Origin of the sequence: Actinomadura sp. NPDC000600 (assembly GCF_040492135.1) — a bacterium.
Taxonomy (GTDB): domain Bacteria; phylum Actinomycetota; class Actinomycetes; order Streptosporangiales; family Streptosporangiaceae; genus Spirillospora.
Genome location: NZ_JBEUPD010000015.1, coordinates 197,821 through 219,178, shown reverse-complemented (window position 1 = coordinate 219,178; position 21,358 = coordinate 197,821). Strand labels below are relative to the sequence as shown.

17 protein-coding genes are annotated in these 21,358 nt (G+C 74.5%); 3 read left to right on the top strand and 14 right to left on the bottom strand.

All coding sequences use genetic code 11. The features are described from left to right. Both ABWI07_RS22895 and ABWI07_RS22890 read right to left on the bottom strand, forming a co-directional pair. Nucleotides 1-1,052 (bottom strand): sensor histidine kinase (locus tag ABWI07_RS22895; RefSeq protein WP_353819739.1); only part of this gene is annotated, 1,052 nt, incomplete at its 3' end. A 162-nt stretch (nucleotides 1,053-1,214) separates the two neighbouring features. Continuing rightward, a complete protein-coding gene (locus tag ABWI07_RS22890; protein ID WP_149258151.1) occupies nucleotides 1,215-1,670 on the bottom strand; it encodes a MarR family winged helix-turn-helix transcriptional regulator in 456 nt (151 codons plus the stop codon). A gap of 82 nt (nucleotides 1,671-1,752) precedes the next feature. Between ABWI07_RS22890 and ABWI07_RS22885 the strand changes: the two genes are divergently transcribed. Beyond that, entirely contained in the window at nucleotides 1,753-3,258 is a 1,506-nt protein-coding gene (locus ABWI07_RS22885; protein ID WP_160160866.1) for an MDR family MFS transporter, read from the top strand. On the opposite strand, the gene ABWI07_RS22880 is transcribed toward ABWI07_RS22885, so the two are convergent. The 3 genes from ABWI07_RS22880 to ABWI07_RS22870 are packed head-to-tail and all read right to left on the bottom strand — an operon-like array spanning nucleotide 3,255 to nucleotide 5,564. Continuing rightward, complete coding sequence (locus ABWI07_RS22880) at nucleotides 3,255-3,932, bottom strand: response regulator transcription factor (RefSeq protein ID WP_149258153.1); 678 nt, start codon at nucleotides 3,930-3,932, stop codon at nucleotides 3,255-3,257. The genes ABWI07_RS22885 and ABWI07_RS22880 overlap by 4 nt on opposite strands. 20 nt (nucleotides 3,933-3,952) lie before the next feature. Continuing rightward, complete coding sequence (locus ABWI07_RS22875; RefSeq protein ID WP_149258154.1) at nucleotides 3,953-4,381, bottom strand: pyridoxamine 5'-phosphate oxidase family protein; 429 nt, start codon at nucleotides 4,379-4,381, stop codon at nucleotides 3,953-3,955. Continuing rightward, entirely contained in the window at nucleotides 4,362-5,564 is a 1,203-nt protein-coding gene (locus ABWI07_RS22870) for a sensor histidine kinase (RefSeq protein ID WP_353819738.1), read from the bottom strand. Before ABWI07_RS22870 ends, ABWI07_RS22875 begins: the two co-directional genes overlap by 20 nt. A gap of 156 nt (nucleotides 5,565-5,720) precedes the next feature. Here ABWI07_RS22870 and ABWI07_RS22865 point away from each other — a divergent pair, with 156 nt between their 5' ends. Continuing rightward, entirely contained in the window at nucleotides 5,721-8,390 is a 2,670-nt protein-coding gene (locus ABWI07_RS22865; RefSeq protein ID WP_353819737.1) for an alpha/beta fold hydrolase, read from the top strand. 103 nt (nucleotides 8,391-8,493) lie between these two features. Here the strand turns inward: ABWI07_RS22865 and ABWI07_RS22860 are convergent, their stop codons facing one another. The 4 genes from ABWI07_RS22860 to ABWI07_RS22845 all read right to left on the bottom strand — a co-directional run bounded on the left by ABWI07_RS22860 (nucleotide 8,494) and on the right by ABWI07_RS22845 (nucleotide 12,049). Beyond that, nucleotides 8,494-8,832 carry a cupin domain-containing protein gene (locus ABWI07_RS22860; RefSeq protein WP_353819736.1) on the bottom strand — a complete coding sequence of 113 codons (339 nt, stop codon included), beginning with the start codon at nucleotides 8,830-8,832 and terminating at the stop codon, nucleotides 8,494-8,496. Nucleotides 8,833-8,879: 47 nt separating this feature from the next. Next, a complete protein-coding gene (locus tag ABWI07_RS22855) occupies nucleotides 8,880-10,088 on the bottom strand; it encodes a L,D-transpeptidase (protein ID WP_353819735.1) in 1,209 nt (402 codons plus the stop codon). Between the two features lie 129 nt (nucleotides 10,089-10,217). Further along, entirely contained in the window at nucleotides 10,218-10,991 is a 774-nt protein-coding gene (gene pgl, locus ABWI07_RS22850) for a 6-phosphogluconolactonase (protein ID WP_149258159.1), read from the bottom strand. Continuing rightward, on the bottom strand, nucleotides 10,988-12,049 hold the full coding sequence (locus ABWI07_RS22845; RefSeq protein ID WP_149258160.1) for a glucose-6-phosphate dehydrogenase assembly protein OpcA: 1,062 nt from the start codon (nucleotides 12,047-12,049) through the stop codon (nucleotides 10,988-10,990). Before ABWI07_RS22845 ends, pgl begins: the two co-directional genes overlap by 4 nt. Before the next feature lie 134 nt (nucleotides 12,050-12,183). Here ABWI07_RS22845 and ABWI07_RS22840 point away from each other — a divergent pair, with 134 nt between their 5' ends. After that, entirely contained in the window at nucleotides 12,184-13,392 is a 1,209-nt protein-coding gene (locus ABWI07_RS22840; protein WP_353819734.1) for an RNA-guided endonuclease InsQ/TnpB family protein, read from the top strand. 17 nt (nucleotides 13,393-13,409) lie between these two features. Here ABWI07_RS22840 and zwf read toward each other — a convergent pair whose 3' ends face one another. The 5 genes from zwf to tal all read right to left on the bottom strand — a co-directional run bounded on the left by zwf (nucleotide 13,410) and on the right by tal (nucleotide 21,268). Beyond that, nucleotides 13,410-14,936, bottom strand: coding sequence for a glucose-6-phosphate dehydrogenase (gene zwf / locus ABWI07_RS22835; RefSeq protein WP_353819733.1), 1,527 nt, complete (start codon nucleotides 14,934-14,936; stop codon nucleotides 13,410-13,412). Nucleotides 14,937-15,081: 145 nt separating this feature from the next. Beyond that, nucleotides 15,082-16,695 (bottom strand): glucose-6-phosphate isomerase, encoded by a 1,614-nt coding sequence (locus tag ABWI07_RS22830; protein WP_353819732.1) that lies wholly within the window; start codon nucleotides 16,693-16,695, stop codon nucleotides 15,082-15,084. Then, complete coding sequence (locus ABWI07_RS22825) at nucleotides 16,692-18,374, bottom strand: phosphoheptose isomerase (RefSeq protein ID WP_149258164.1); 1,683 nt, start codon at nucleotides 18,372-18,374, stop codon at nucleotides 16,692-16,694. Before ABWI07_RS22825 ends, ABWI07_RS22830 begins: the two co-directional genes overlap by 4 nt. A 126-nt stretch (nucleotides 18,375-18,500) precedes the next feature. Further along, entirely contained in the window at nucleotides 18,501-20,156 is a 1,656-nt protein-coding gene (locus tag ABWI07_RS22820; protein WP_353819731.1) for a glucose-6-phosphate isomerase, read from the bottom strand. Next, nucleotides 20,153-21,268 (bottom strand): transaldolase, encoded by a 1,116-nt coding sequence (gene tal / locus ABWI07_RS22815; RefSeq protein ID WP_149258166.1) that lies wholly within the window; start codon nucleotides 21,266-21,268, stop codon nucleotides 20,153-20,155. Before tal ends, ABWI07_RS22820 begins: the two co-directional genes overlap by 4 nt. Between the last annotated feature and the right edge of the window lie 90 nt (nucleotides 21,269-21,358).

Below are 21,358 nucleotides of genomic sequence, written 5' to 3'. Positions count from 1 at the left end.
GGAGCGTGACGCCGCCGTTCTGCGCCTGCTGGACGAGGGCCTTGCCGACCGCGTTCGCCGCCCGCTGCGGCCGGGCCGCGGCCGTCGTCGGCGACCTCGACGAGCAGTTCCCCGCGGCCGGGCGCGACGTTCACGGTCACTTCGCGGGCGGCGGCGTGCCGCACCACGTTGGTGAGGGACTCCTGGACGATCCGGTACGCGGCCAGGCCGACCTCGGCCGGCGGGTCCGCAGCGTCGCCGACGCTGACGTGCACCGTGAGGCCCGCCGACCGCGCCGGCGCCACCAGCTCGCCGATCCGGTCCAGGCCGGGCGCGGGCGCGGTCGGCGCCTCCTCGTCGGCCTGCCGCAGCACCCCGAGCGTCGCGCGGAGCTCGCGCAGCGCCTCCCTGCTCGACTCCTTGATCGCCGCGAGGGCGGCCTCGCCGTTCGCCGGGTCCCGGTGGAACCGGTGCAGGGCAGTCCCCGCCTGGACGTTGATGAGGGAGATGTGGTGGCCGACGACGTCGTGGAGCTCGCGGGCGATGCGCAGCCGCTCCTCCCCGGCGGCGCGCCGCTCGGCCTCGCGCAGGTAGGCCAGGCGGCTGTGCCGGACCCAGCCCAGCGCGACCATGACCACCACCCACCCGGACAGCATGAACAGCGCGACGCTGTTGACGTCCCTGTTGCCGAGGAGCGTGCCGGCCCCGGTGCCGATCACCGTCAGCGCGCCGAGGGCGACGGCCGCCTGGAGCCTGCCCGCCGCCGCGACCTGGTACAGCGCGACGGTGAGCGCGATCATCAGCGCTCCGTCGTAGGCGGAGAGGACGTAGTAGCCGAACGTGAGCACCAGGACGAGCGATCCGACGGCCACCGGGTGGCGGGGGGTGAGGTACAGCGCTCCGCAGGTCGCCGCGATGAGCGCCCAGCCCAGGGCGGTGACGCCCCAGGGCTCCGCGCGGTCGCCGACGAGCGAGCCCACGCTGCTGGCGGCCACCACCAGCAGCACGGCGCCGGCCAGGGCCGCGTCCCGTGCGCGGCCGCGCGGCGGAACGGGACCACGGCGACGACCCATGCGCACAGCCTAGGCGGCGGCGCCCGCGGCGCTCTCCTCCTCTCGGCCGCACCCGGCGGGCCGGCCTTGCAACCTGAGGCGCAACCGGACGCCCGCGGGCTGCGACCAGAGGCGGAGGCGCCGCCTCCCGCCCGGCGGTCCGAGCGCCGCGGCCGGAGCCCGTCAGGCGTCGTAGGTGTGGACGAACCTGGACAGCAGGCGGGCGAACTCGGCGCGCTCCTCGTCCGTCCAGTCGCTCATGGCCTTGGCGAAGTGCTCCTGGCGGGTGCGGCGGGTCGCCTCGACGACGGACCGCCCGGCGTCGGTGAGTTCCAGATGGATGCGGCGGCCGTCCTCCTGGGACGCGACCCGCCGGACATAGCCCGACTTGACCGCCTCGGCGACGATGCGGCTGCCGCGTGAGGCGTCCACGCCGAGGCGGGCGGCGACCAGGCCGACGCTCATCTCCTCGCCGGGCCGGTCGGGACCCTCGTCGACGATGTCCACGACGTGCAGGACCTGCACGTCCACGGGGAGGTTGTGCTCCCGCACCGCCGCCTTGCCCAGCCGCTGCCGCGACATCCCGCGGCGCAGCTTGACCATGCTCCGTTCGACGGCGTCCAGTGCCTCCTCGCTCATGGCGACAGTGTAACCAGGTTGCGCAGCTCATATAGTTGCTCTTAGCATTCAAATGCTCAAAGCAAACGAATGTGAGGTGCAGATGGTTTCCGCGACCGCGCCGATGACCGACCGGCACCGGCTGCTGGTGTTCGGCGGGCTGATGCTCGCCGGGCTCATGTCCTCGCTGGACGCGACGGTGCTCGGCACCGCGCTGCCGACGATCGTCGGCGACCTCGGCGGGCTGGACCGGCTCGCCTGGGTGTCGACGGCGTACGTGCTGGCCACCAGCGTCACCGTCCCGCTGTCGGGACGGCTCGGGGACCTGTTCGGCCGCCGCCGCGTGCTGCTGATCGGGCTGCTCGGCTTCCTCGCCGGATCGGCGGCGTGCGGCGCGGCGCCCGGCATGACCTGGCTGATCGTGTTCCGCGCCGGCCAGGGCGCCGCCGCCGGCTGCCTGATGAGCTCGATGTTCGCGCTCACCGGCGAGCTGTTCGAGCCGCGCGAGCGCGCCCGGTACCAGGGGTACTCGGCGCTGGTCTTCGCGGTGTCCAGCATCGCGGGACCGCTCGCCGGCGGGGTGCTCACCGACCACGCGTCCTGGCGGTGGGTCTTCTACCTCAACCTGCCGCTCGGCATCGCCGCGACCGCCGTCATCGTGCTGTTCCTGCGGCTGCCCGCGCCCGAGGGCAGGCCGCGGATCGACTACGCCGGGATCGTCCTGCTCGGCGCGGCCGTCACCTGCTTCACCCTGTTCACCAGCTGGGCCGGGACGCGCCATGCGTGGGGCTCGCCCGCCGTCCTCGCGCTTGCGGCGGCGTCGGCCGTGCTGTTCACCGCGTGGGTGCTGGCCGAGCGGGCGGCCGCCGAACCGGTCGTCCCGCCGCGCCTGTTCCGCGACCGCTCGTTCAGCGTGGCCTGCGTCGTCGCGGCCGTCGGCGGCGCGACGGGGTTCGGGCTCGCCACCTACCTGCCGATGTTCTTCCAGGTCGTCGGGGGAGTGGGCGCCACCAGGTCGGGCCTGCTGCTGCTCCCCATGATGGCCGCCCTCCTGGCCGCGTCCGTGGCCGCCGGCCGGTACATCCACCGGACCGGCCGCTACCACCGGCTGCCCGCGGCGAGCATGGCGGTCAGCGCGGCGGGGATCGCGCTGCTGGCGACCATGGACACCCGCACCGGCCTGGTCACCGCGGGCTGCTACATGGCCGTCCTCGGCTTCGGGGCCGGGCTGTCCCAGCAGGTCGTCATGCTCATCGCGCAGCAGGCCGCGCCGCACCGCGACCTCGGCGCGGCGAGCTCGGGCGTCTTCGCGAGCCGGATGCTCGGCACCGCCGCCGGGATGGCGGTGTTCGGCGCCGTCGTGGCGAACCGGTTCGCCGAGGAGATCGTCCGGCGCGTCCCGGACGGGCGGGTGCCCGCGTTCGAGGACGCCGTCCGCCCCGAGGTCCTGGAGACCCTCCCGGCGCCGGTGCGCGACGGCGTCGCCGAGGCCTTCGCGGACGCGTTCTCCACCCTGTTCGTCGCCGCGCTGCCCGCCGCCGCGGTGGGCCTGGCGGCCGCGCTGCTGCTCCGCCACGTCCCCCTGGTGCGGCGCGGCCCGGAGCGCTAGTCGCGAGCGCCGGCGTCGAGGGCGGCGTCGTGGACGAGGAGCGCGATCTGGACGCGGTTGTTCAGCTCCAGCTTGGTCAGCAGCCGCGACACGTACGCCTTCACGGTGGCGACGCTGAGCGACAGCTCCCTGCCGATCTCGCTGTTGGTCCGGCCGCGCCCGACCAGCGCGGCCACGGCCCGCTCGCCCTCGCTGAGCCGGGCGAGCAGCTCGCGGGCGCGGGCCCGGCGCGGGTCCGCGCCGCTCTCGGCCACGTACGCCATCATCTTGCGCAGTACCGCGGGCGACATCATCGGCTCGCCGGCCGCCACCCGCCGGATCGCCGCGACGATCTCCGGCGGCGGGGTGTGCTTCAGCAGGAAGCCGCTCGCCCCCGCGCGCATCGCCCGCAGGATGTGGTCGTCGGAGTCGAACGTGGTCAGGATGATGATCTCGGGCGGCTCGCGGCGGCCGCGCAGCAGCTCGGTCGCCGCGAGGCCGTCCAGCCGCGGCATCCGGATGTCCATCAGCACGACGTCGGGCCGGTGCTGGTTGACGGCGGCGACGACCTCGGCGCCGTCGGAGACGTCGGCGACCACCTCCAGGTCGCCGGCGCTCGCCAGCATCATCGACAGGCCGGCCCGGACGAGCGCGTCGTCGTCCACGATCAGGACACGGACGGGAGGGGAGTCCATCCCGCCACCCTACGGGCGTCTCAGGGACGGCGCAGGCGGCGCCCGGTGACGCTCGACGCCGCCAGCCGGAACCACGCCTCCCGGTCGCCGCCCGGCCAGGGGCGGACCTGCGCGACCTCGGCCTTCTCCGCCTCGGACAGGGGATGCGCGCCGCCGCGCAGCAGCACGCTCCAGCCCGCGTGGTCGGCCTCGTCGAACCTGTCGACCTCGAAGGCCGCCCGGACCTCCCCGCCGGCCACCGCCGTCAGCAGGTTGCGGTTCAGCCGGCCCGAGGCCGACGTGCGGAAGATCACCGCGTCGCCCTCGACGGCGTAGTTCACCGGGACGACCGTCGGTCCCTCGCCGTCGTCGAACGCCACCCGGCCGATGGTGCCGCCGGCGAGGAGCTTCATGCACTCGTCGCGGTCGAGTTCTTCCAGGACGGGCCCGTCAGAGGAGTTCGCTGCCATGCGTATCACCTTTCCCACCGGTCCCTGCGCCATGCGCCGACCGTAGCGGAAGGCGGGCGCGCAGGCGGAACCGGCCGTCGCCGGTGCGGCCGTGCTCCAGCGTCCCGCCGAGGAGCGCCACCCGCTCGGCGAGGCCGACCAGGCCCGTACCGGAACCGGGGAGGGGCAGCGGCGGCGGGACGGCCGGCAGCGCGTTCACGATCTCGACCTCCAGTTCGGCTCCCGCGTCGAGGCGGACCCGGACATGCGCGCCCGGTGCGTGCTTGCGGGCGTTCGTCAGCCCCTCCTGGACGATCCGGTAGGCGTGCCGCCCGACGCGGGAGGGGACCAGGCCAGGGTCGGGGACGTTCTGCTCCAGGCTGACGCGGCTCCCGGCGCGCCTCGACTCCTCCACGAGCCCGGGGACGTCGGCGAGCGTCGGCTGCGGGCGCTCGGGATCGGCGCCGGGCGAGTCGTCCCGCAGCACGCCGATCACCTCGCGCAGGTCCTCCATCGCCTCGTAGGCGCTCCGCCGGATGACCCCGGCGGCCTCCCGCTGGCCCTCGGGCGTCCCCGGGCCGAACTCCAGCGCCCCCGCGTGCACGGCCAGCAGCGAGATGCGGTGCGCCAGGACGTCGTGCATCTCGCGGGCGAGCCGCTCGCGCTCCAGCAGCCGGGCCTCCTCGACCCGCAGCCGCTGCTCGGTCTCCGCGGCGCGGGCCCGCTCCTCCAGCGACGCGATCAGCTGCCGCCGGGACCGCACCAGCATCCCCGTCGTGATGAGGACCGCGTAGATCAGCGCGAAGATGACGCTGCCCTCGCGGAAGTCGGTCCCGGAGGCCGACGCCCAGAAGAGCCCGATGATCAGCGCCAGGTTCGCGCCGGCGATCGGCAGGGCGATCCGCCAGGGGCGCAGCATGGCCAGCGAGTACATCGCGATCGCCGCCGTGCCGAGCGTCGTCGTCGCCGTCCACTGCGCGAACACCATCACGACCGCGAGGCCCACCGGATGGCGCCGCCGGAAGAGCACGAGGAACACGCAGGCGACGGCGCCGAGGAGCACGTCCCGCCGGACCGCGATCGTCTCTCCGGCAGGCAGGTCGTCGATCGTGCCCTGGAGCAGCACCCAGCCGAGCACCATCGCGGCGGCGGCGGCGCCGAGGTCGCCGAGCCAGTCGCGCCACGGTCGCCGGAGGAGGTCCATCCGGCCAACGGTAGCCGTGCCGTCCGCCCCGGTCAGCGGCCGCAGGTCGGCCGCCGCGTCGACTTTGGTCGACGCGCGTGCTGGGGCTGTCCCCACCCTCCGGCCGCCCGCTGCCCGCAGTGTGCCCGCGCCCGCCGCTGCCTAGCGTCGGAGACCATGACGACCACACGATCGAGGCGGCGCCGGGCCGCCAGGCGAGCGGCCGCGGTGCTGGCGGCGGTGGCCGCGATCGCCGTGACCGCCGCCGTCCCGGCGCCCGCGCGGGCCGAGCCGGCGCAGGCCGGCTGCACCGACCGCACGGCGACGCGGCAGGCCCTGGAACGCATGACCGGGACACACGGACTCACCGGCGCGGCCGTACGCGTCGACGACCCTGCCTGCGGGACGTGGACGGCCGGGAGCGGGGTGGCCGACCGCAGCACCGGGCGCCCGATGCGGGCGGACCTGCGGGTGCGGGTCGCCAGCGTCACCAAGACGTTCACGGCCGTGACCGTGCTCCAGCTGGCCCGGGAGGGCCGGATCTCGCTGGACGCCCCGGTCGAGCGCTACCTGCCCGGCCTGCTCGACCGGGGCGGCTACGACGGCCGCAAGATCACCGTGCGGAGCCTGCTGCGGCACACCAGCGGCCTGCCCGACCACATGGACACCTTCGCGGGGCCGGACGGGTACCGCTTCCGGCACTTCGAGCCGGAGGAGCTGGTCGAGCGGGCGCTGACGCTCCCGCCGCCGGGCCCCGGCTGGCACTACTCGACCACCAACTACGTCATCGCCGGGCTCATCGCAGAGAAGGCGAGCGGCCACTCCCTCGAGGAGGAGGTCCGGCGCCGCATCATCCGGCCCCTGCGGCTGAGCGACACCTACTGGCCGGGCGACGAGACCCGGATCAGGGGGGCGTACGCGCACGGCTACGTGCGGGAGGAGCGCGACGGGGCCGTCCGCTGGGAGGACTTCACCGCGATGAACACGACGGTGGCCTGGGCCGGCGGGGCCCTCATCTCCAGCCCGCGGGACCTGAACGCCTTCTTCGGCGCGCTGATGGGCGGCCGCCTGCTGCCGCCGGAGATGCTCGCGCAGATGCGGCGGACCGTCCCCGCCGACCCCGACCGCGTCTGGGAGGGCGCGGCCTACGGCCTCGGGCTGATCGGGACACCGCTGCGCTGCGGCGGTACCTGGTGGGGGCACGCCGGCGGCCTCGAGAGCTACATCACCGTCTCGGGCGTCGCGCCGTCGGGGCGCCGCGTCACGGTCGACCTCAACGAGAACCCGTCCACCAGGGAGGCGTTCGACGACCAGATGAAGCTCGTCGAGACGGCGTTCTGCGACGGGGCGGGCGGCCCGGCCGCCGCCGCACCGGCCGCCGCGCGCGCCGCCGGACCGGGCGCCGCCACGGGCGGGCGCGGGGGCCTCGCCCGCTTCTACGACCAGCGGTTGAACTGGAAGGCGTGCACGCTCGGATCCGGCGACGAGACCGGCAAGGATCTCGACAAGGCGGGCGCCCGGTGCGCGGACGTGACCGTCCCGCTCGACTACCGCCACCCGGACGGCCGCACCATCACGGTCGCGATCTCGCGGCTGAAGGCGTCCGACCCCGGCCACCGCATCGGGACGATGATCCTCAACGGCGGCGGCCCGGGACCGGCCATCGACATGCCCCCCTACATGCGCTCCATCATGGGGAAGGCCGGGCCGCGCTACGACCTGGTCGGCATGGACCCGCGCTCGCTCGGCCGCAGCGCCGCGGTCGACTGCGGCTGGCCCTCCGGGACGTGGATCAGGTCGGCGGGGGAGAGCCGCCGCTCGTTCGACCGGGCCACCGCCTTCGCCAAGGACCTGGCGGCGCGGTGCGCGCGGACGAACGGCGGCGTCCTGCCGCACGTCAGCACGCGCAACATCGCCCGCGACATGGACATCGTCCGGGCCGCCCTCGGTGAGCGGAAGGTCTCCTACAACGGCGCGTCCTACGGCACCTACCTCGGGTCGGTGTACGCGACGATGTTCCCCGGCCGCCTCGACCGCGTCGTCCTCGACAGCTCGGTCGACCCGACCCGCTTCGGCCCGCGGCTGCTGGCCGGCGCCGAAGGCGCCAACGACCACGCGCTCGGCGCGTGGGCGGAGTGGGCGGCGAGGCGCGACGCGGCCTACGGCCTCGGCGGCACCCGCGCCGAAGTCCTCGGTACCGTGCGCTCGCTCGTCAAGGCGTCCGCCGAGAAGCCGCTCGCGGTCGGCCGGTACCGCGTGGACGACACGGTGCTGCCGGTCGTGCTGTTCGACAACCTCGGCACCGACGAGGACGAGCCCAGGGCCGTGCTCGCGCAGTCGCTGCGCGTCCTCGCCAAGGCCGCGGCGGGGGAGAGCGTCCAGCCGACCAAGGAACTGGAGGAGGAGCTGGCGTTCCTGCTCACCGGCGCCGAGTCGGTGTACGGGAGCGGGCAGACCGCGATCGTCTGCGGGGACGCGGCCGCGCCGCGCGACCCGGAGTTCTACCGGCGCGACATCGAGCGGAACCGGCCGGCCAGCCCGCTGTTCGCGCCGCTGACCCGCGACGTCAACCCGTGCGCGTTCTGGCCGACGCGGCCCGCGGAGCGGCCGACGCAGGTCGGCGGGCGCCTGCCCGCGCTGATGGTGGCCGCGACCGGTGACACGCGGACCACCTACGCGAACAACGAGGCGCTGCACCGGCTGCTGCGCGGCTCGCGGATGGTCACGCTGGACGCCGACGTCCACGCGCCCTACCAGCGCGGCTATCCGAGCGCCTGCGTCATGGACACCGTCAACGACTACCTGCTGACCGGCCGCCTGCCCGCGCGGGACTTCACCTGCGACTGAGGCGGCGCGCACTCCTGGCCGAGGCCCCGGGGCGGGCCGTCCGACGACCGGGCGGCCCGCCCCGGGTCCCTTCCGCGCCTCGTGCCGCGGCCGGGCGGCCCGGTCAGCCGTTCTTGGTCTTGGCCACGGTGAGCAGCACCGCGGCGTCCTCCAGCGCCTCCAGGCCGTGCCGGGCGTCCGGGATGATCAGCAGGTCGCCGGCGATGCCGTCCCAGGAGTCCTCCCCGGCCACCAGCCGGACCCGCCCCTGCATCACCAGGACCGTCGCCTCGCCCGGGTTCTCGTGCTCCGCCAGCGACGTGCCCGCCGTCATGGTGATCAGCGTCTGCCGCAGGACGTGCTCGTGCCCGCCGTACACCGTGTCGGCGCTGCGCCCGGTCGAGGCCGCGGCGGCGCGCTTCATCAGGTCCCGTACCCGTGCGTCCAACGAGAGCTTCTGCATGGCACCAAGTGTGCCAGTGAGGTCCGGGACGGGTCCCGGGGCCCGGGTCACGTGAGGGGCGCGCCCGTCACGGGCTTGCCGACGGCGCTGCCCGCGAGCCAGCCGTCCCAGGACTTCGCCCACGGCGTCGGCCCGTTCCCGAACTGGAGCTGCCGCGACGTGCCCGTCACCTTCACCACGTCGCCCCGGTTGGTGAAGTCGTAGAACCACTTGGCGTCCCCGGGAGCGGCGTTCACGCACCCGTGGCTGACGTTGTCGTTGCCCTGCGCGTCGGTCGACCACGGGGCCGAGTGCACGAACGTCCCGCTGTAGGTGAGGCGGACGTTCCACTTCGTCGGGATGCGGTACTCGCCGGGGTCGCCGGTGGTGGCCGAGTCCATGATGATGTGCGCCGCCTTCTCCTGCGCGATCATCGTGCCGCTGTAGCTGTCGTGCCCCGGCTTGCCGAGGCTCACCTTCATCGTCCGCACCGTCCGGCCGCCGTCGGTCACCGTCGCCCGGTGCTTCTTGGCGTCGATGGTGGTGATGTGCCGCGGCCCCACGGTGAACTCGACGCTGCGGTCCTTCATGCCGTACATGCCCTCGCCGGCCTTCAGCCCGGCCAGGTGCGCGACGACCTTCACCTTCTGCCCGGACGGCCAGTAGTCGCGGGGCCGGAAGTCGACCTCCTTGTCGCTGACCCAGTACCAGGCGCCCTCGACCGGCTTGGACATGCGGACCTCGAGGGCCTTCTCCACCGCGACCTTGCCCGCCTTGGTGCTCACCGGCTTGGACAGCAGCAGCTGCACGGGCATGCCGACGCCGACGGTCTCGCCGTCCAGCGGCGACATGCCGCTCTCCAGCTTCTTCTGCGGCGTCAGGGTCGTGAACGTGGACGTCGCGGTGACCTCCTTGCCGCCGTCCCCGCTGCCCTTCGCCGTGACCGTGTAGGTCGTGGAGGGCTGCAGGGTCCATGACGACGTCCATGACTTGCCGTCGGAGGCGAGCTTCCCCTCGGCCTTGGCGCCCTTCTTGCCGTAGGCGAGGGTGACGCTGGTCAGCTTTCCCTTGTCCGCCGTGACGGTGACGGGCTTGTCGGGGGCGGCCTGCTTCGTGCCGGTCGCGGGCGTGATGGCGAGCTTCACCGCGTCCTCGGCCTTGCCGCCACCGCCACCGCCACCGCCGCCGTCTCCGCCGCCGGACGAGCAGCCCGCAGCGGCGATCACCGCCGCTCCGATGATCGCCGCACTCGCCGTCCCGGTCCGACCCTTGAGCACCTGAGAACTCCTCACGCTCGACGCGGGTTTTCCCTTGGTTAGGGTATGCACGCTTTCGGGCGAGGCATGCGGAAGCTCCGCTACCGTTCAGTCTTCTCCCAGGTGTACGGGCCTATCTTCATGCCGGGTTCACGGGGAGGTGAAACTCCCCGGCGGCAGCTCGGACGCGGCGGCGCGGTCCAGCAGGAAGAGGGTCCGGCTCCGGCCGCGGGCCCCGGCGCACGGGACCTGGAACGGGTCCGCGTCCGGGGCCAGCCCGCGCCCGACGGCCTTCGCCTTGGACTCGCCCGCCGCCAGCACCCACACCTCGTCCGCGGCGCGCAGGGACGGGAACGTGAGCGAGATCCGGGTCGGCGGCGGCTTCGGGGCGCCGCGCACCGCCGCGACCGCGCCCTCGTCGCGCAGCGCCGGCATCTCCGGGAACAGCGACGCCACGTGCGCGTCGGGGCCGACGCCCAGCATCAGCACGTCGAAGGACGGCACCGGGCCGCCCCCCGCCCCCGCGGCGGCCCGCAGCTCGGCGGCGTACCGCTCGGCCGCGGCGTCGGGGTCGTCGCCGTCCGGGCCGTCCGCCGCCGGCATCGCGTGCACCCGGGCCGGGTCGAGCGGGACGCGGTCGAGCAGCGCCTCCCGCGCCCCGGTCTCGTTGCGCTCCGGGTCGCCCGCGGGCAGGAACCGCTCGTCGCCCCACCACACGTCCAGCCGGCCCCAGTCGACCGCGTCGCGGGCGCCAGAGGCGGCCAGCGCGGCGAGCACCGCCGTGCCGACGCCGCCGCCGGTGAGCACGACCGACGCCGAGCCCCGCGCCGCCTGGACGTCGGCGATCCGCGTCACCAGCCGGGCCGCGGCCGCCTCGGCGAGCAGGGACTGGTCGCGGTGGACCAGGACGGCCGGGGGAGTCACGCGTCCCCCGACTTGCCGCGCCCCTTGCGCGCCGGCGGCTTGGACTCGCCCTGCTTGGACTCGGCCTGCTTCCTGGCGGGCCCGGTCTTGGCGGCGTCGGGCGTCGCCGACACCGGCTCGCTCGCCACGCCCGGCTTCTGCGTCCCGCCCGCGAGGTCCTTGGCGAACCGGGCGGCGGCCTCGCGGTAGACCTCGTCGGGGTCGAGGCGCCGCAGCTCCTCGGCCAGCAGCTCGGCCATCGGCCGCCGCATCAGCGACACCTGCCGGTCGGGCTGGCCGGGACGGGACAGCGTCGCGACCCGCCCGTCCGGGCGGTCGATGACGATGTCGCCGCCCGTCGTCGCCAGCCGGACGCCGGTGATGCCGGGGCCCTCGGAGACCGACCGGCCCACCGGGACGCCGAGCCGGACCGACAGCCACGCGGCCAGCAGCTCCGCGCTCGGGGAGTCCGGCTCGGCCATCACCTCGCCGGCGGTGATCTCCTCGTGGTCCTGGTCGAGCGCGGCGGCCAGCAGCGACCGCCAGGAGGTCAGCCGGGTCCACGTGAAGTCGGTGTCGCCCGGCCGGTAGCCCTCGGCGAGCTGGGCGAGGGTGCCGAGCCGGTCGCGCGCCGCGTAGGAGTCGGTCACCCGGCGCTGCGCCAGCCGGCCGAGCGGGTCCTTGGCGGGCACCTTCGGCACCTTGCCGCCGGGCCACCACGTCACCACCGGGGTGTCGGGCATCAGCAGCGGGACGACGACGGAGTCGGCGTGCTCGGCGAGCGGCCCGTACATGCGCAGCAGCACCGTCTCGCCGGGGCCGGTCTCGCCCATGCGGATCTCGGCGTCGAGCCGGGACGAGCCGCCCCGCGGGTCGCGGGAGATGACGGTCAGCACCCGGCAGGGGTGCTCGCGCGCCGCCTCGGTCGCGGCGCGCACCGCGTCGTACTGGGCCGACTCGTCCGTCACGATGATCAGCGTGAGCACCATGCCGACGGCGGGGCCGCCCATCAGGTGCCGCGACTGCGTGAGCGCGTCCTGGATCTTGCGGGTCGTCGTGCCGGTCAGATCGATGTTCATCGGTGCTCCTTCGTGGATACCCCGGCCTCAAGCCGGGGAGGAAACGAAGCCCCTGTCGAGCAGGACGTGGAAAGACGAGTTCCCCAGGGAGATTTGGCCTCTGCGCTCGCACCCGGGCCGGTAGCTTGTGAGGCATGGCGCGGCAGGTCAGGCGGGCGTTCAAGTACCGCTTCTACCCCACCGCCGAGCAGGCGGCCGAGCTGTCGCGCACGTTCGGATGCGTGCGACTGGTCTACAACAAGGCGCTTGAAGAACGCACCCGGGCCTGGTACGGCGAGCAGCGCCGCATTTCCTACCTGCAGTCTTCGGCGGCGCTGACGCAGTGGAAGAAGACCGAGGAACTGGCCTTCCTCACCGAGGTGTCCTGCGTTCCGCCTCAGCAGGCGCTGCGACATCTTCAGGCCGCGTTCGCCAACTTCTTCGCCAAGCGGGCCGCCTATCCGCGGTTCAAGTCGCGCAAGCGGTCGCGTTGCTCGGCCGAGTACACCCGCAGTGCCTTCACCTGGCGCGATGGGCGCCTGACGCTGGCGAAGATGGCCGCGCCCCTGGACATCCGCTGGTCGCGTCACCTGCCCGAGGGGGCCGAACCGAGCACGGTGACGGTGTCGCGCGACAGCGCCGGCCGCTGGTTCGTCTCCCTGCTGTGCCAGGACACCATCCCCGCCGCTCCCGCCACTGACGCGGCGGTCGGGGTGGACGCCGGGATCACCTCCCTGGTGGCCCTGTCCACCGGGGAGAAGATCACCAACCCCCGGCACGAGCGGCGGGACCGTGCCCGCCTGGCCAAGGCGCAGCGGGAGCTGGCCCGCAAAGCTCCCGGTCCGGTGAACCGGGACAAGGCCCGCCGCAGGGTGGCCCAGGTGCACGCTCGGATCGTCGACCGGCGCCGCGATCTCCTGCACAAGGTGTCGACCCGCCTCGTCCGTGAGAACCAAACGGTCGTGATCGAAGACCTCATTGCCGGCAACCTGCTCAAGAACCGCAAGCTCGCCCGCGCCATCTCCGACGCCGCGTGGCGGGAACTGCGCACGATGCTGGAGTACAAGTGCGCCTGGTACGGCCGCGACCTCGTGGTCGTCGACCGCTGGTTCCCCTCCACCAAGCTCTGCGGGACCTGCGGAACCGTCCGCGCCGAGCTGCCGCTCAACGTCCGCGAATGGACGTGCGGTTGCGGCAGCGTGCATGACCGCGACGTGAACGCGGCGCGCAACATCCTGGCCGCCGGGCTGGCGGTGACCGCCTGTGGAGACGGTGTAAGACCTCAACGGGGCACCTCCCGGACGGGGCACTCGTCGGCGAAGCAGGAAACCCAGCGGGCGACCGCTGGAATCGCCCGCCCGTAAGCGGGGGAGGAAGTCAACTAGAGCCGCCTCCAGGTTCGGCCGTCCCGCGCCATCAGCTCGTCGGCGCTGTCGGGCCCGTAGCCGCCGGACTTGTACTGGTCGAGGCCGCCGCGGCTCGCCCAGTACTCCTCGATCGGGTCGAGGATCTTCCAGGACAGCTCGACCTCCTCCTGCCGCGGGAACAGCGGCGGATCACCGATCAGCACGTCCAGCAGCAGCCGCTCGTAGGCCTCGGGGGAGGCCTCGGTGAACGACTCGCCGTAGGCGAAGTCCATGTTGACGTCGCGGATCTCCATCGAGGTGCCGGGCACCTTCGAGCCGAACCGGACCGTGATGCCCTCGTCCGGCTGCACCCGCATCACCAGGGCGTTCTGCCCCAGCTCCTCGGTGTCGGTGTGCGAGAACGGCAGGTGCGGCGCCTGCTGGAACACCATCGCCACCTCCGTCACCCGGCGGCTCAGCCGCTTGCCGGTGCGCAGGTAGAACGGCACGCCCGCCCAGCGGCGGTTGTCGATCTCCAGCTTGACCGCGGCGTAGGTCTCGGTGCGGGAGTCGGCGGGGATGCCGTCCTCCTCCAGGTACCCCTGGACGCTCACGCCGCCCTGCCAGCCCGCCGCGTACTGCCCGCGCGCGGTGGACTGCGCCAGGTCGCCGGGCACCCGCACCGCGGAAAGGATCTTGGCCTTCTCGGCGCGGACGGCGTCGGCGCTGAACGACGTCGGCTCCTCCATCGCCGTGAGCGCCAGCAGCTGCAGCAGGTGGTTCTGGATGACGTCGCGGGCGGCGCCGATGCCGTCGTAGTAGCCGGCCCGGCCGCCGATCCCGATGTCCTCGGCCATCGTGATCTGCACGTGGTCGACGAAGGAGCGGTTCCAGATCGGCTCGAACATCGTGTTGGCGAACCGCAGGGCCAGGATGTTCTGCACCGTCTCCTTGCCGAGGTAGTGGTCGATCCGGAAGATCGCCTCCTCGGGGAACACGCGGTGCACGGTGTCGTTCAGCTCCACCGCGGTCTTCAGGTCGCGGCCGAACGGCTTCTCGATGACGACCCGGCGCCACGAGCCCTCCTCGCGGTCGGCGAGCCCGCTGCGCTGCAGCTGCTCGACGACCTCCGGGAAGAACTTCGGCGGGATCGACAGGTAGAACGCGTAGTTGCCGCCGGTGCCGCGACTCTCGTCCAGCTCCTTGACCGCCATCGCCAGCGCGTCGAACGCGCCCGGGTCGCTGAACTCGCCGGGGACGAAGTGCATGCCCTCCGACAGGTGCGTCCACACGTCCTCGCGGAACGGGGTCCGCGCGTGGGCCTTCACCGACTCGTAGGCGATCTGGCGGAAGTCCTCGTTCTCCCAGTCGCGCCGGGCGAAGCCCACCAGGGAGAAGCCCGGCGGCAGCAGCCCTCGGTTCGCCAGGTCATAGATGGCCGGGAGGAGCTTCTTGCGCGACAGGTCCCCGGTGACCCCGAACAGCACGAGCACGCACGGCCCGGCCACCCGCGGCAGGCGCTTGTCCCGCGGGTCGCGGAGCGGATTGGCTGGGTTGGTCACGTGGCCCCCTCTGATCGCACTGCCTCTGTTCGCACTGCGCCTTGTCCGACTACTGCTGCAAGCATCCTGCCCCAACTCGTATCGCGGGCCCCAACTCGGTTTCGCCCCCCGGCCGGCCGCGGTCTCCGGTCTCCGGCGTGAGCCCTCATATGTCTCCTCTGGCGGAGTCGAGCAGCCGGTTCAGCCCCGCCCAGCGGTTCTGCAGATGGAGCCGTACCACCGGGCGGCCCGCCGCGCGCGCGTCGCGGGCGTCGCCGAGCGCCCGCGCGAGCTGCAGCATGCCGAGCCTGTGGTGCCGGCCGGGGACCGGCACGTCGCGGACGACGTTCCCGGTCACCAGAAGGTAAACGCATCCGTCCGGGTGATCATTTCCGCCCGCGGGCGGCCGCGCGCCCCAGCCCACCCGCACCGGGCGCCCGCAGCGGGCCGCGAGCAGCGCGGCCAGCCGGCGGACCTGCGCGCCCTGGCCGCGGGCCTCGTCCGGGTCGAGGTAGGCGACGAGCGCGAGGTGCTCGCCCCGCCCGACCAGGCCGGTCAGCGCGTCCAGCAGCTCGGTGAGCCCGGCCGCGCCCGCCAGCGCCGGGACGGTCGTGTGCGCCTCGACCGCCCGGCCGGGGTCGCCGTCGGCGAACAGCGGCTCGCCGGTCCCGTCGTCCAGCGTCATCGGGGCGGGCCGCTCCGCGGGCGCCAGCGGGTCGGCCCCCAGCAGGTAGGACGCCACCGCGGCCGCGTACTCCCACACGACCAGCTGCGCGGCGAGCGGCCCGGCCACCGTGGCGTCGTCCTGGTGCGGGCGGCCGTCGAACGTCAGCAGGAACAGGTCGTCGGCGGGCTGCAGCGGCATGCCGCCGTCCTGGACGACCGGCGTCAGCCGGCCGCGGGCGGACTCCTCCAGCAGCAGCGCCGCCCACCGGGCGATGCCCGGCAGCGCCGCCGGGTAGCCGCCGAGCACGGCCGTCCGCCGCCCCGCCCTGGCCGCGCCGCCGAGGACGGCGCCGAGCACGAGCCCCGGGTTGTTCTCCGGCCGCGTCAGCGACGGCAGGACGGCGGTGGCCTCATCCAGCAGCGCCGCGACGTCGGCGCCCGCGAGCGCGGCGGGCACCAGCGCGTAAGGGGAGAGCGCGCCGAACGCGGTGGGCGCCGGCGCCTCCACCAGCGCGTGCCCCGCCTCCGTCGCGTGCTTGGCCGCCGCCGCGCGCGGCTCGGCGACCGTGACGAACCGCCGCGCGACCTCGGCGGGGGAGAGGCCCGCCTCCCGCAGGGCCTCGGCGAACACCTGCCGCAGCACCTCGGTCGCCTGGTCGTCGCCGGTCACCACGAACGCCGTCCGGTGCAGCCGGTCCGGGTCGTCCCGGACGCGCAGCGGCGGTCCGGGGTCGGGGCCGTCCAGCACCGCCAGCGCACCGCGGCCGTCCGGCGCCGCGAGCCCGTGGGCGCGCACGATCAGCTCGGCGGCGCGGGCCGGGGGGCCGCCGCCGAGCAGCGCCACCTCGGTCAGCCCGTCCGCGCGGGCCCGCGCGCGCAGCTCTCCGGCACGGTCCAACACCGCGCGGCCGGGGCCGGGCTGCCCGGGCCAGCACAGCGGCCGCCCCTCCACGCCGGCGGTGGCGGCCGACGGCCACAGCGAGGCGTCCTCGGAGGCGAGCCGGACGGGCACCTGGTCGATCCACAACCGGCCCAGCACCCGCTCGGCGGACTCCTTCAGGGGCCCGCGGGCGGTGATGGCCGTCTCCCCCGAGACGACGGCGGTGAAGCTCACGGCCTGCGCGCCCCCGCCACCGCGCGGACCGCCTCGGTCAGCCGGCCCGCGCCCTCGACCGGGTTGCGCAGGTGCAGCCGGATCACCGGCAGCCGCCGCGCGCGCAGCGCCCGCAGCTCGCCGAGGGCGCGCGCGATCTGCAGCTGCGCCAGGCTGTAGGGGCGGCCGGGGACGGGGTGCGCGGCGAGCGCGTCGCCCGGCGCGGGCTCGCCCGTGATGATCAGGAACGCGCCGTTGCCCGGCCCGTCCTTGTGCACCGGCCCCGTCGCGTGCGGGTAGCCGGGGCCCGGCCCGTAGGCGACCGGGCGGCCGGACGCGCGGGCCAGCGACGGCGCGAGGTAGCGGCCGGAGAAGTCGCCCGACAGGTACGTCATCACCGCCAGGTAGCCGTCGGACGGCACCGAGGCGACCAGGCCGCCGAGGACGGTCTGGAGCTCGGCGCCGGGCGGCCACGGGAAGTCGGCGTGCACCTCGATGTCGTCCTCGACGTACACCGGCCGCTCCTGCGTGAGCGACCCGCTCGCGACCGTGCGCAGCAGGGTGGCGGCGTCGTCCTCGGCCTCCTGGACGACCGTGCTCCCCGCCTCGAACGGGTTCACCCCGAGCAGCCACCCGGCGACCGCCGTCGCGTACTCCCACAGCAGGAACTGCGCGCCCAGCGGCGCCCACACCGAGGTGTCGGACTCGTCCTGCGCCGCGGACCGCGGGTTGACCGAGATGCCGTGCACGTCGGGGAAGTCGCCCCGCGCGCCGGGCGGCTCGAAGGCCAGCACGCCGCGGCCCCGCTTGCCGGTGCCGACCGCGAGCAGCTGGGAGATCCACGCGCTCAGCGCGCCCGGCCCGCCCGGTTCCCGCAGCAGCACCTTGTCGCGGGCGAGGCCGCCCGGCCCCTGCTGCGCGCAGCCGCCGATGACGGCGCCGAGCAGCAGCCCCGGGTTGTCCTCGTCCTTGGACAGCGAGGGCACCAGGGAGGCCGCCTCCTCCAGCAGCCGGTCGGCGTCCGCGCCCGCCAGCACGGCCGGGACGAGCCCGTACGCGGACAGCGCGCCGTAGTGCCCGGGCAGGTACGGGTCGGTGAGCCCGATCCGGTAGCCGCACTGGCGGGCGAAGTCGTGCAGCGGGCTGCCGTGGTCGGTGATCACGAGGAACCGGCTCGCGATCTCCCGCTCCGACAGGCCCCGCTCCCGGAACGCCGCGGCGAAGATCCGGCGGTAGGCGTCGCCCTCCAGGGACACGCCCGCCTTGCTGGACAGCACCACCAGGGTGCGGTCGAGCCGCTCCAGCGCGAACGCGAGCGCGGCGGTGTCGCCGCCGTCGAGCACGGTCAGCTCGCCGGACGGCCGCTCGGGCGCGCCGCCGGAGCCCGCGAGAGCGGGCGCGTGCGCCTCCATGACGGCCTGCGCGGCGAGGCTCTCGGCGCCGACGCCGATCAGCACGATGTGGTCGAGGCCCGAGTACCGCGCCTCCGACACCAGGCCGCTCACCTGGTTCAGCAGGCCGCGGGAGGCGAACGGCAGGTCGAGCCAGCCGAGCCGGCTGTGGTCGACCGCCCGCCGCCCCCACAGCCGGGGGTCCTTGGCGGCCAGCGCGCCGGGGACGCCGCAGCTCACGAGGTAGTCCCGCGCCTGCAGCGCCGAGTCCAGCACGTCGCCGCGCGTCAGTACGTCGAATCCGGACACCGTTCCCTCCCACCCCCCATCGTTTCAGGAGAGAAAGGGCATCCGCGACCATCTCCGTCGATCTTCTGCGCCGCGACCCGGATCCGGCCGGTCGCCCCGCGTCGCCGCGACCGGATCCGGGTCGGGTCAGCCGAGCGCCGCGGCGAGCTGCGCGAGCCCCTCGGCGCGGTCGCGCAGGTGGATCCGGTAGGCGGGGCGGCCGAGCGAGCGCAGCACCCGCAGGTCGCCGAACGCCTGCGCGAGCTGGAGCTCGCCCAGGGTGTAGGGCCTGCCCGGCACAGGGACGTCGCGGGTGACGGCACCGGTGATCTGCAGGAACGCGCCGTTCGCCGGGCCGCCCTTGTGGTACTGCCCGGCCGTGTGCAGGTAGCGGGGCCCCCACCCGAACGTGACCGGGACCGGATGCTTGCGCACCTTGGCGCCCCGCGCCGCGAGCAGCGGCCGCAGCCCCGCCGCCACGGCGTCGCCGGACCGGTCCAGGTAGGCCAGGAGGGCGAGGTAGCCGCCGTCCTCGACGTCCTCCAGGACGGTGTCGAGCGCCTCGGTGAGCGTCTGCGCACCGCGCAGCACGCCCTCGGGGGCGTGCACCTCGACCGCGCCCTCGACCAGCTCCGGGGGCCGGTGCACCACGGTGGGCGCCGCGCCCTCCTCGGAGCGCAGCAGCGCCGCGGTGCTCTCGCGCGACTCTCCGGTGTCGGGCTCGGCGAACGGGTCGGCCCCGATCACCCGGCACGCCACCGCGACCGCGTACTCCCACAGCAGGAACTGAGCGCCGAGCGGCCCGGCGACGCTCACGCCCGCCTCGCGTCCGGGGCCCGGCTCGTCCGGGCGGCGACCGAGGATGACGCGCCGCAGGTCTCCGGTCAGCTCGAATCCGGCCGCGTCGACGCCCTCCACCACGACCGGGAGCAGGCCCTTGCCGTCCTTGCCCATCGTCCCGGCGACCAGCTGCTCCGCCCACGCGGCGAAGCCGTCCAGCCCGGAGCCGAGGTCGGCGATGACCAGCTTGTCGCGGGCGCCGAGGGCCGAGGACGCGAGCGCCGCGCCGAGCGCCAGCGCCGGGTTGTCGTAGGGCTGCCGCAGCACCGCCGCGAGCCGGGACGCCTCGTCCAGCAGGGGCTCGGCGTCCGCGCCCGCGAGCATGGCGGGGGCCAGCGCCCGCGCACCGAGCGCGCCGAACCGGCCGTCGACGTCGGATTCGGCCGTGACGAAGCGGTGTCCGGCCTCCTGGGCCGTGCGCTGGAGGTCGGAGCCCTCCTCGGCCACGACGACGAACCGGCCCGCCAGGTCCGCGCCCTCCAGCCCCGCCTCGGCGAAGGCGCGGCCGAACACGCGTCGCAGCGCATCGGCCTCGACGCCGTCGTCCGCCACGACCACGAGCGTCCGGTCGAGGCCGGACGCCAGGGCGGCGGACACCTCGTGCGGGTCGGTGGTGTCGAGGACGGTCAGCTCGGCGCCCGCCGTCCGGCAGATCGTCTCAGCGGCCAGGGCGGGGCCGCCGGACGCCGCCAGCACGACCCGGTCGAGGCCCGCGGAGCGGACCTCGCGCGCGAGGCCGGCCAGCCGGTCCCTCAGGTAGCGGGACGTCTCCGGCAGGCCGAGCCAGCCGAGCCGGCGGGCGGCGAGCGGGGCCGCGTCCGGCCCCCACAGCTTGGCGCTGCGGGACGCCAGCGACCCCGGCACGCCGTCGGAGACGAGACGGTCGAGGACCGTCTCGCTCTCGTCGACGACGGCGCCGCGGATGGTGACCGAGATCCCCCCGGCGGTCACCACCGAGGTCACGCGCCGGCCCTCTTGGACTCCAGCTCGCCGGTGATGGTGTCGAGGAGCTCCTTCCAGGACGCCTCGAACTTCTCGACGCCCTCCTCCTCCAGCACCCGCACGACGTCGTCGTAGTCGACGCCGGCGTCCTTCAGCGCCGCCATGTGCGCACGGGCGTCGTCGTAGGCGCCCCGGACGGTGTCGCCGCGGACCTGGCCGTGGTCGGCCTCCGCCACCAGCGTCGCCTCCGGCATCGTGTTGACGGTGCCCGGCGCGACCAGCTCGTCCACGTACAGAGTGTCGTTGAGGTCGGGGTCCTTCACGCCGGTCGAGGCCCACAGCGGCCGCTGGGGACGGGCCCCGGCGTCCTTGAGCGCCTTCCACCGGTCGGTGGCGGACTTCTCCTCGAACAGCGCGTAGGCGAGCCGGGCGTTGGCGAGGCCCGCCTTGGAGCGCAGCGCCTTCGCCTCGTCCGAGCCGATCTTGTCGAGCCGCTTGTCGATCTCGGTGTCCACCCGGCTGACGAAGAACGAGGCCACCGAGGCGATCGTCGACAGGTCGTGGCCGTTCTCCCTGGCCTTCTCCAGGCCGGCGAAGAACGCGTCGATGACCTTGCCGTAGCGCTCCAGCGAGAAGATCAGCGTGACGTTCACGCTGATGCCCTCGGCCAGCGCCGCCGTGATCGCCGGCAGGCCCTCCTCGGTCGCCGGGATCTTGACGAGCAGGTTGGGCCGGTCGACCATCCACCACAGCGCCCGCGCCTCGGCGACCGTCCGGCGGGTGTCGCGGGCCACGCGCGGGTCGACCTCGATCGACACGCGGCCGTCCAGGCCCTCGGTCCGGTCGTAGACCGGGCGCAGGACGTCGCAGCCCCACCGGATGTCGTAGGTGGTGATCGCCCGGGACGCCTCCTCGACGTCCACGCCGCGCACCGCGAGGTCGCGGACCTGCTCGTCGTAGGCGTCGCCCTTGCTCAGCGCCTTGGCGAAGATCGTCGGGTTGGACGTGACGCCGACGACGTGCTTGTCCTTGACCAGCTCCGCCAGGTTGCCCGTGCGCAGCCGCTCCCGGCTGATGTCGTCCAGCCAGATCGACACGCCCTCGCCCGAGAGCTCCTTCAGAATGTCGCTCATCGCTTTCTCCTCGTCGTCTTCACGTCGTCGTCACCGTCGGCCCGGGGGCGGGGCGGCGGCGCCCAGGGGTGCGCGGGCGCCGCCTGCCTC

Bases quoted from the DNA above. Each gene is read 5' to 3' on its own strand.
- ABWI07_RS22890 (WP_149258151.1), bottom strand. From the start codon at position 1,670: ATGAGCGAGGAGGCACTGGACGCCGTCGAACGGAGCATGGTCAAGCTG.
- ABWI07_RS22885 (WP_160160866.1), top strand. From the start codon at position 1,753: ATGGTTTCCGCGACCGCGCCGATGACCGACCGGCACCGGCTGCTGGTG.
- ABWI07_RS22880 (WP_149258153.1), bottom strand. From the start codon at position 3,932: ATGGACTCCCCTCCCGTCCGTGTCCTGATCGTGGACGACGACGCGCTC.
- ABWI07_RS22875 (WP_149258154.1), bottom strand. From the start codon at position 4,381: ATGGCAGCGAACTCCTCTGACGGGCCCGTCCTGGAAGAACTCGACCGC.
- ABWI07_RS22870 (WP_353819738.1), bottom strand. From the start codon at position 5,564: ATGGACCTCCTCCGGCGACCGTGGCGCGACTGGCTCGGCGACCTCGGC.
- ABWI07_RS22865 (WP_353819737.1), top strand. From the start codon at position 5,721: ATGACGACCACACGATCGAGGCGGCGCCGGGCCGCCAGGCGAGCGGCC.
- ABWI07_RS22860 (WP_353819736.1), bottom strand. From the start codon at position 8,832: ATGCAGAAGCTCTCGTTGGACGCACGGGTACGGGACCTGATGAAGCGC.
- ABWI07_RS22845 (WP_149258160.1), bottom strand. From the start codon at position 12,049: ATGAACATCGATCTGACCGGCACGACGACCCGCAAGATCCAGGACGCG.
- ABWI07_RS22840 (WP_353819734.1), top strand. From the start codon at position 12,184: ATGGCGCGGCAGGTCAGGCGGGCGTTCAAGTACCGCTTCTACCCCACC.
- tal (WP_149258166.1), bottom strand. From the start codon at position 21,268: ATGAGCGACATTCTGAAGGAGCTCTCGGGCGAGGGCGTGTCGATCTGG.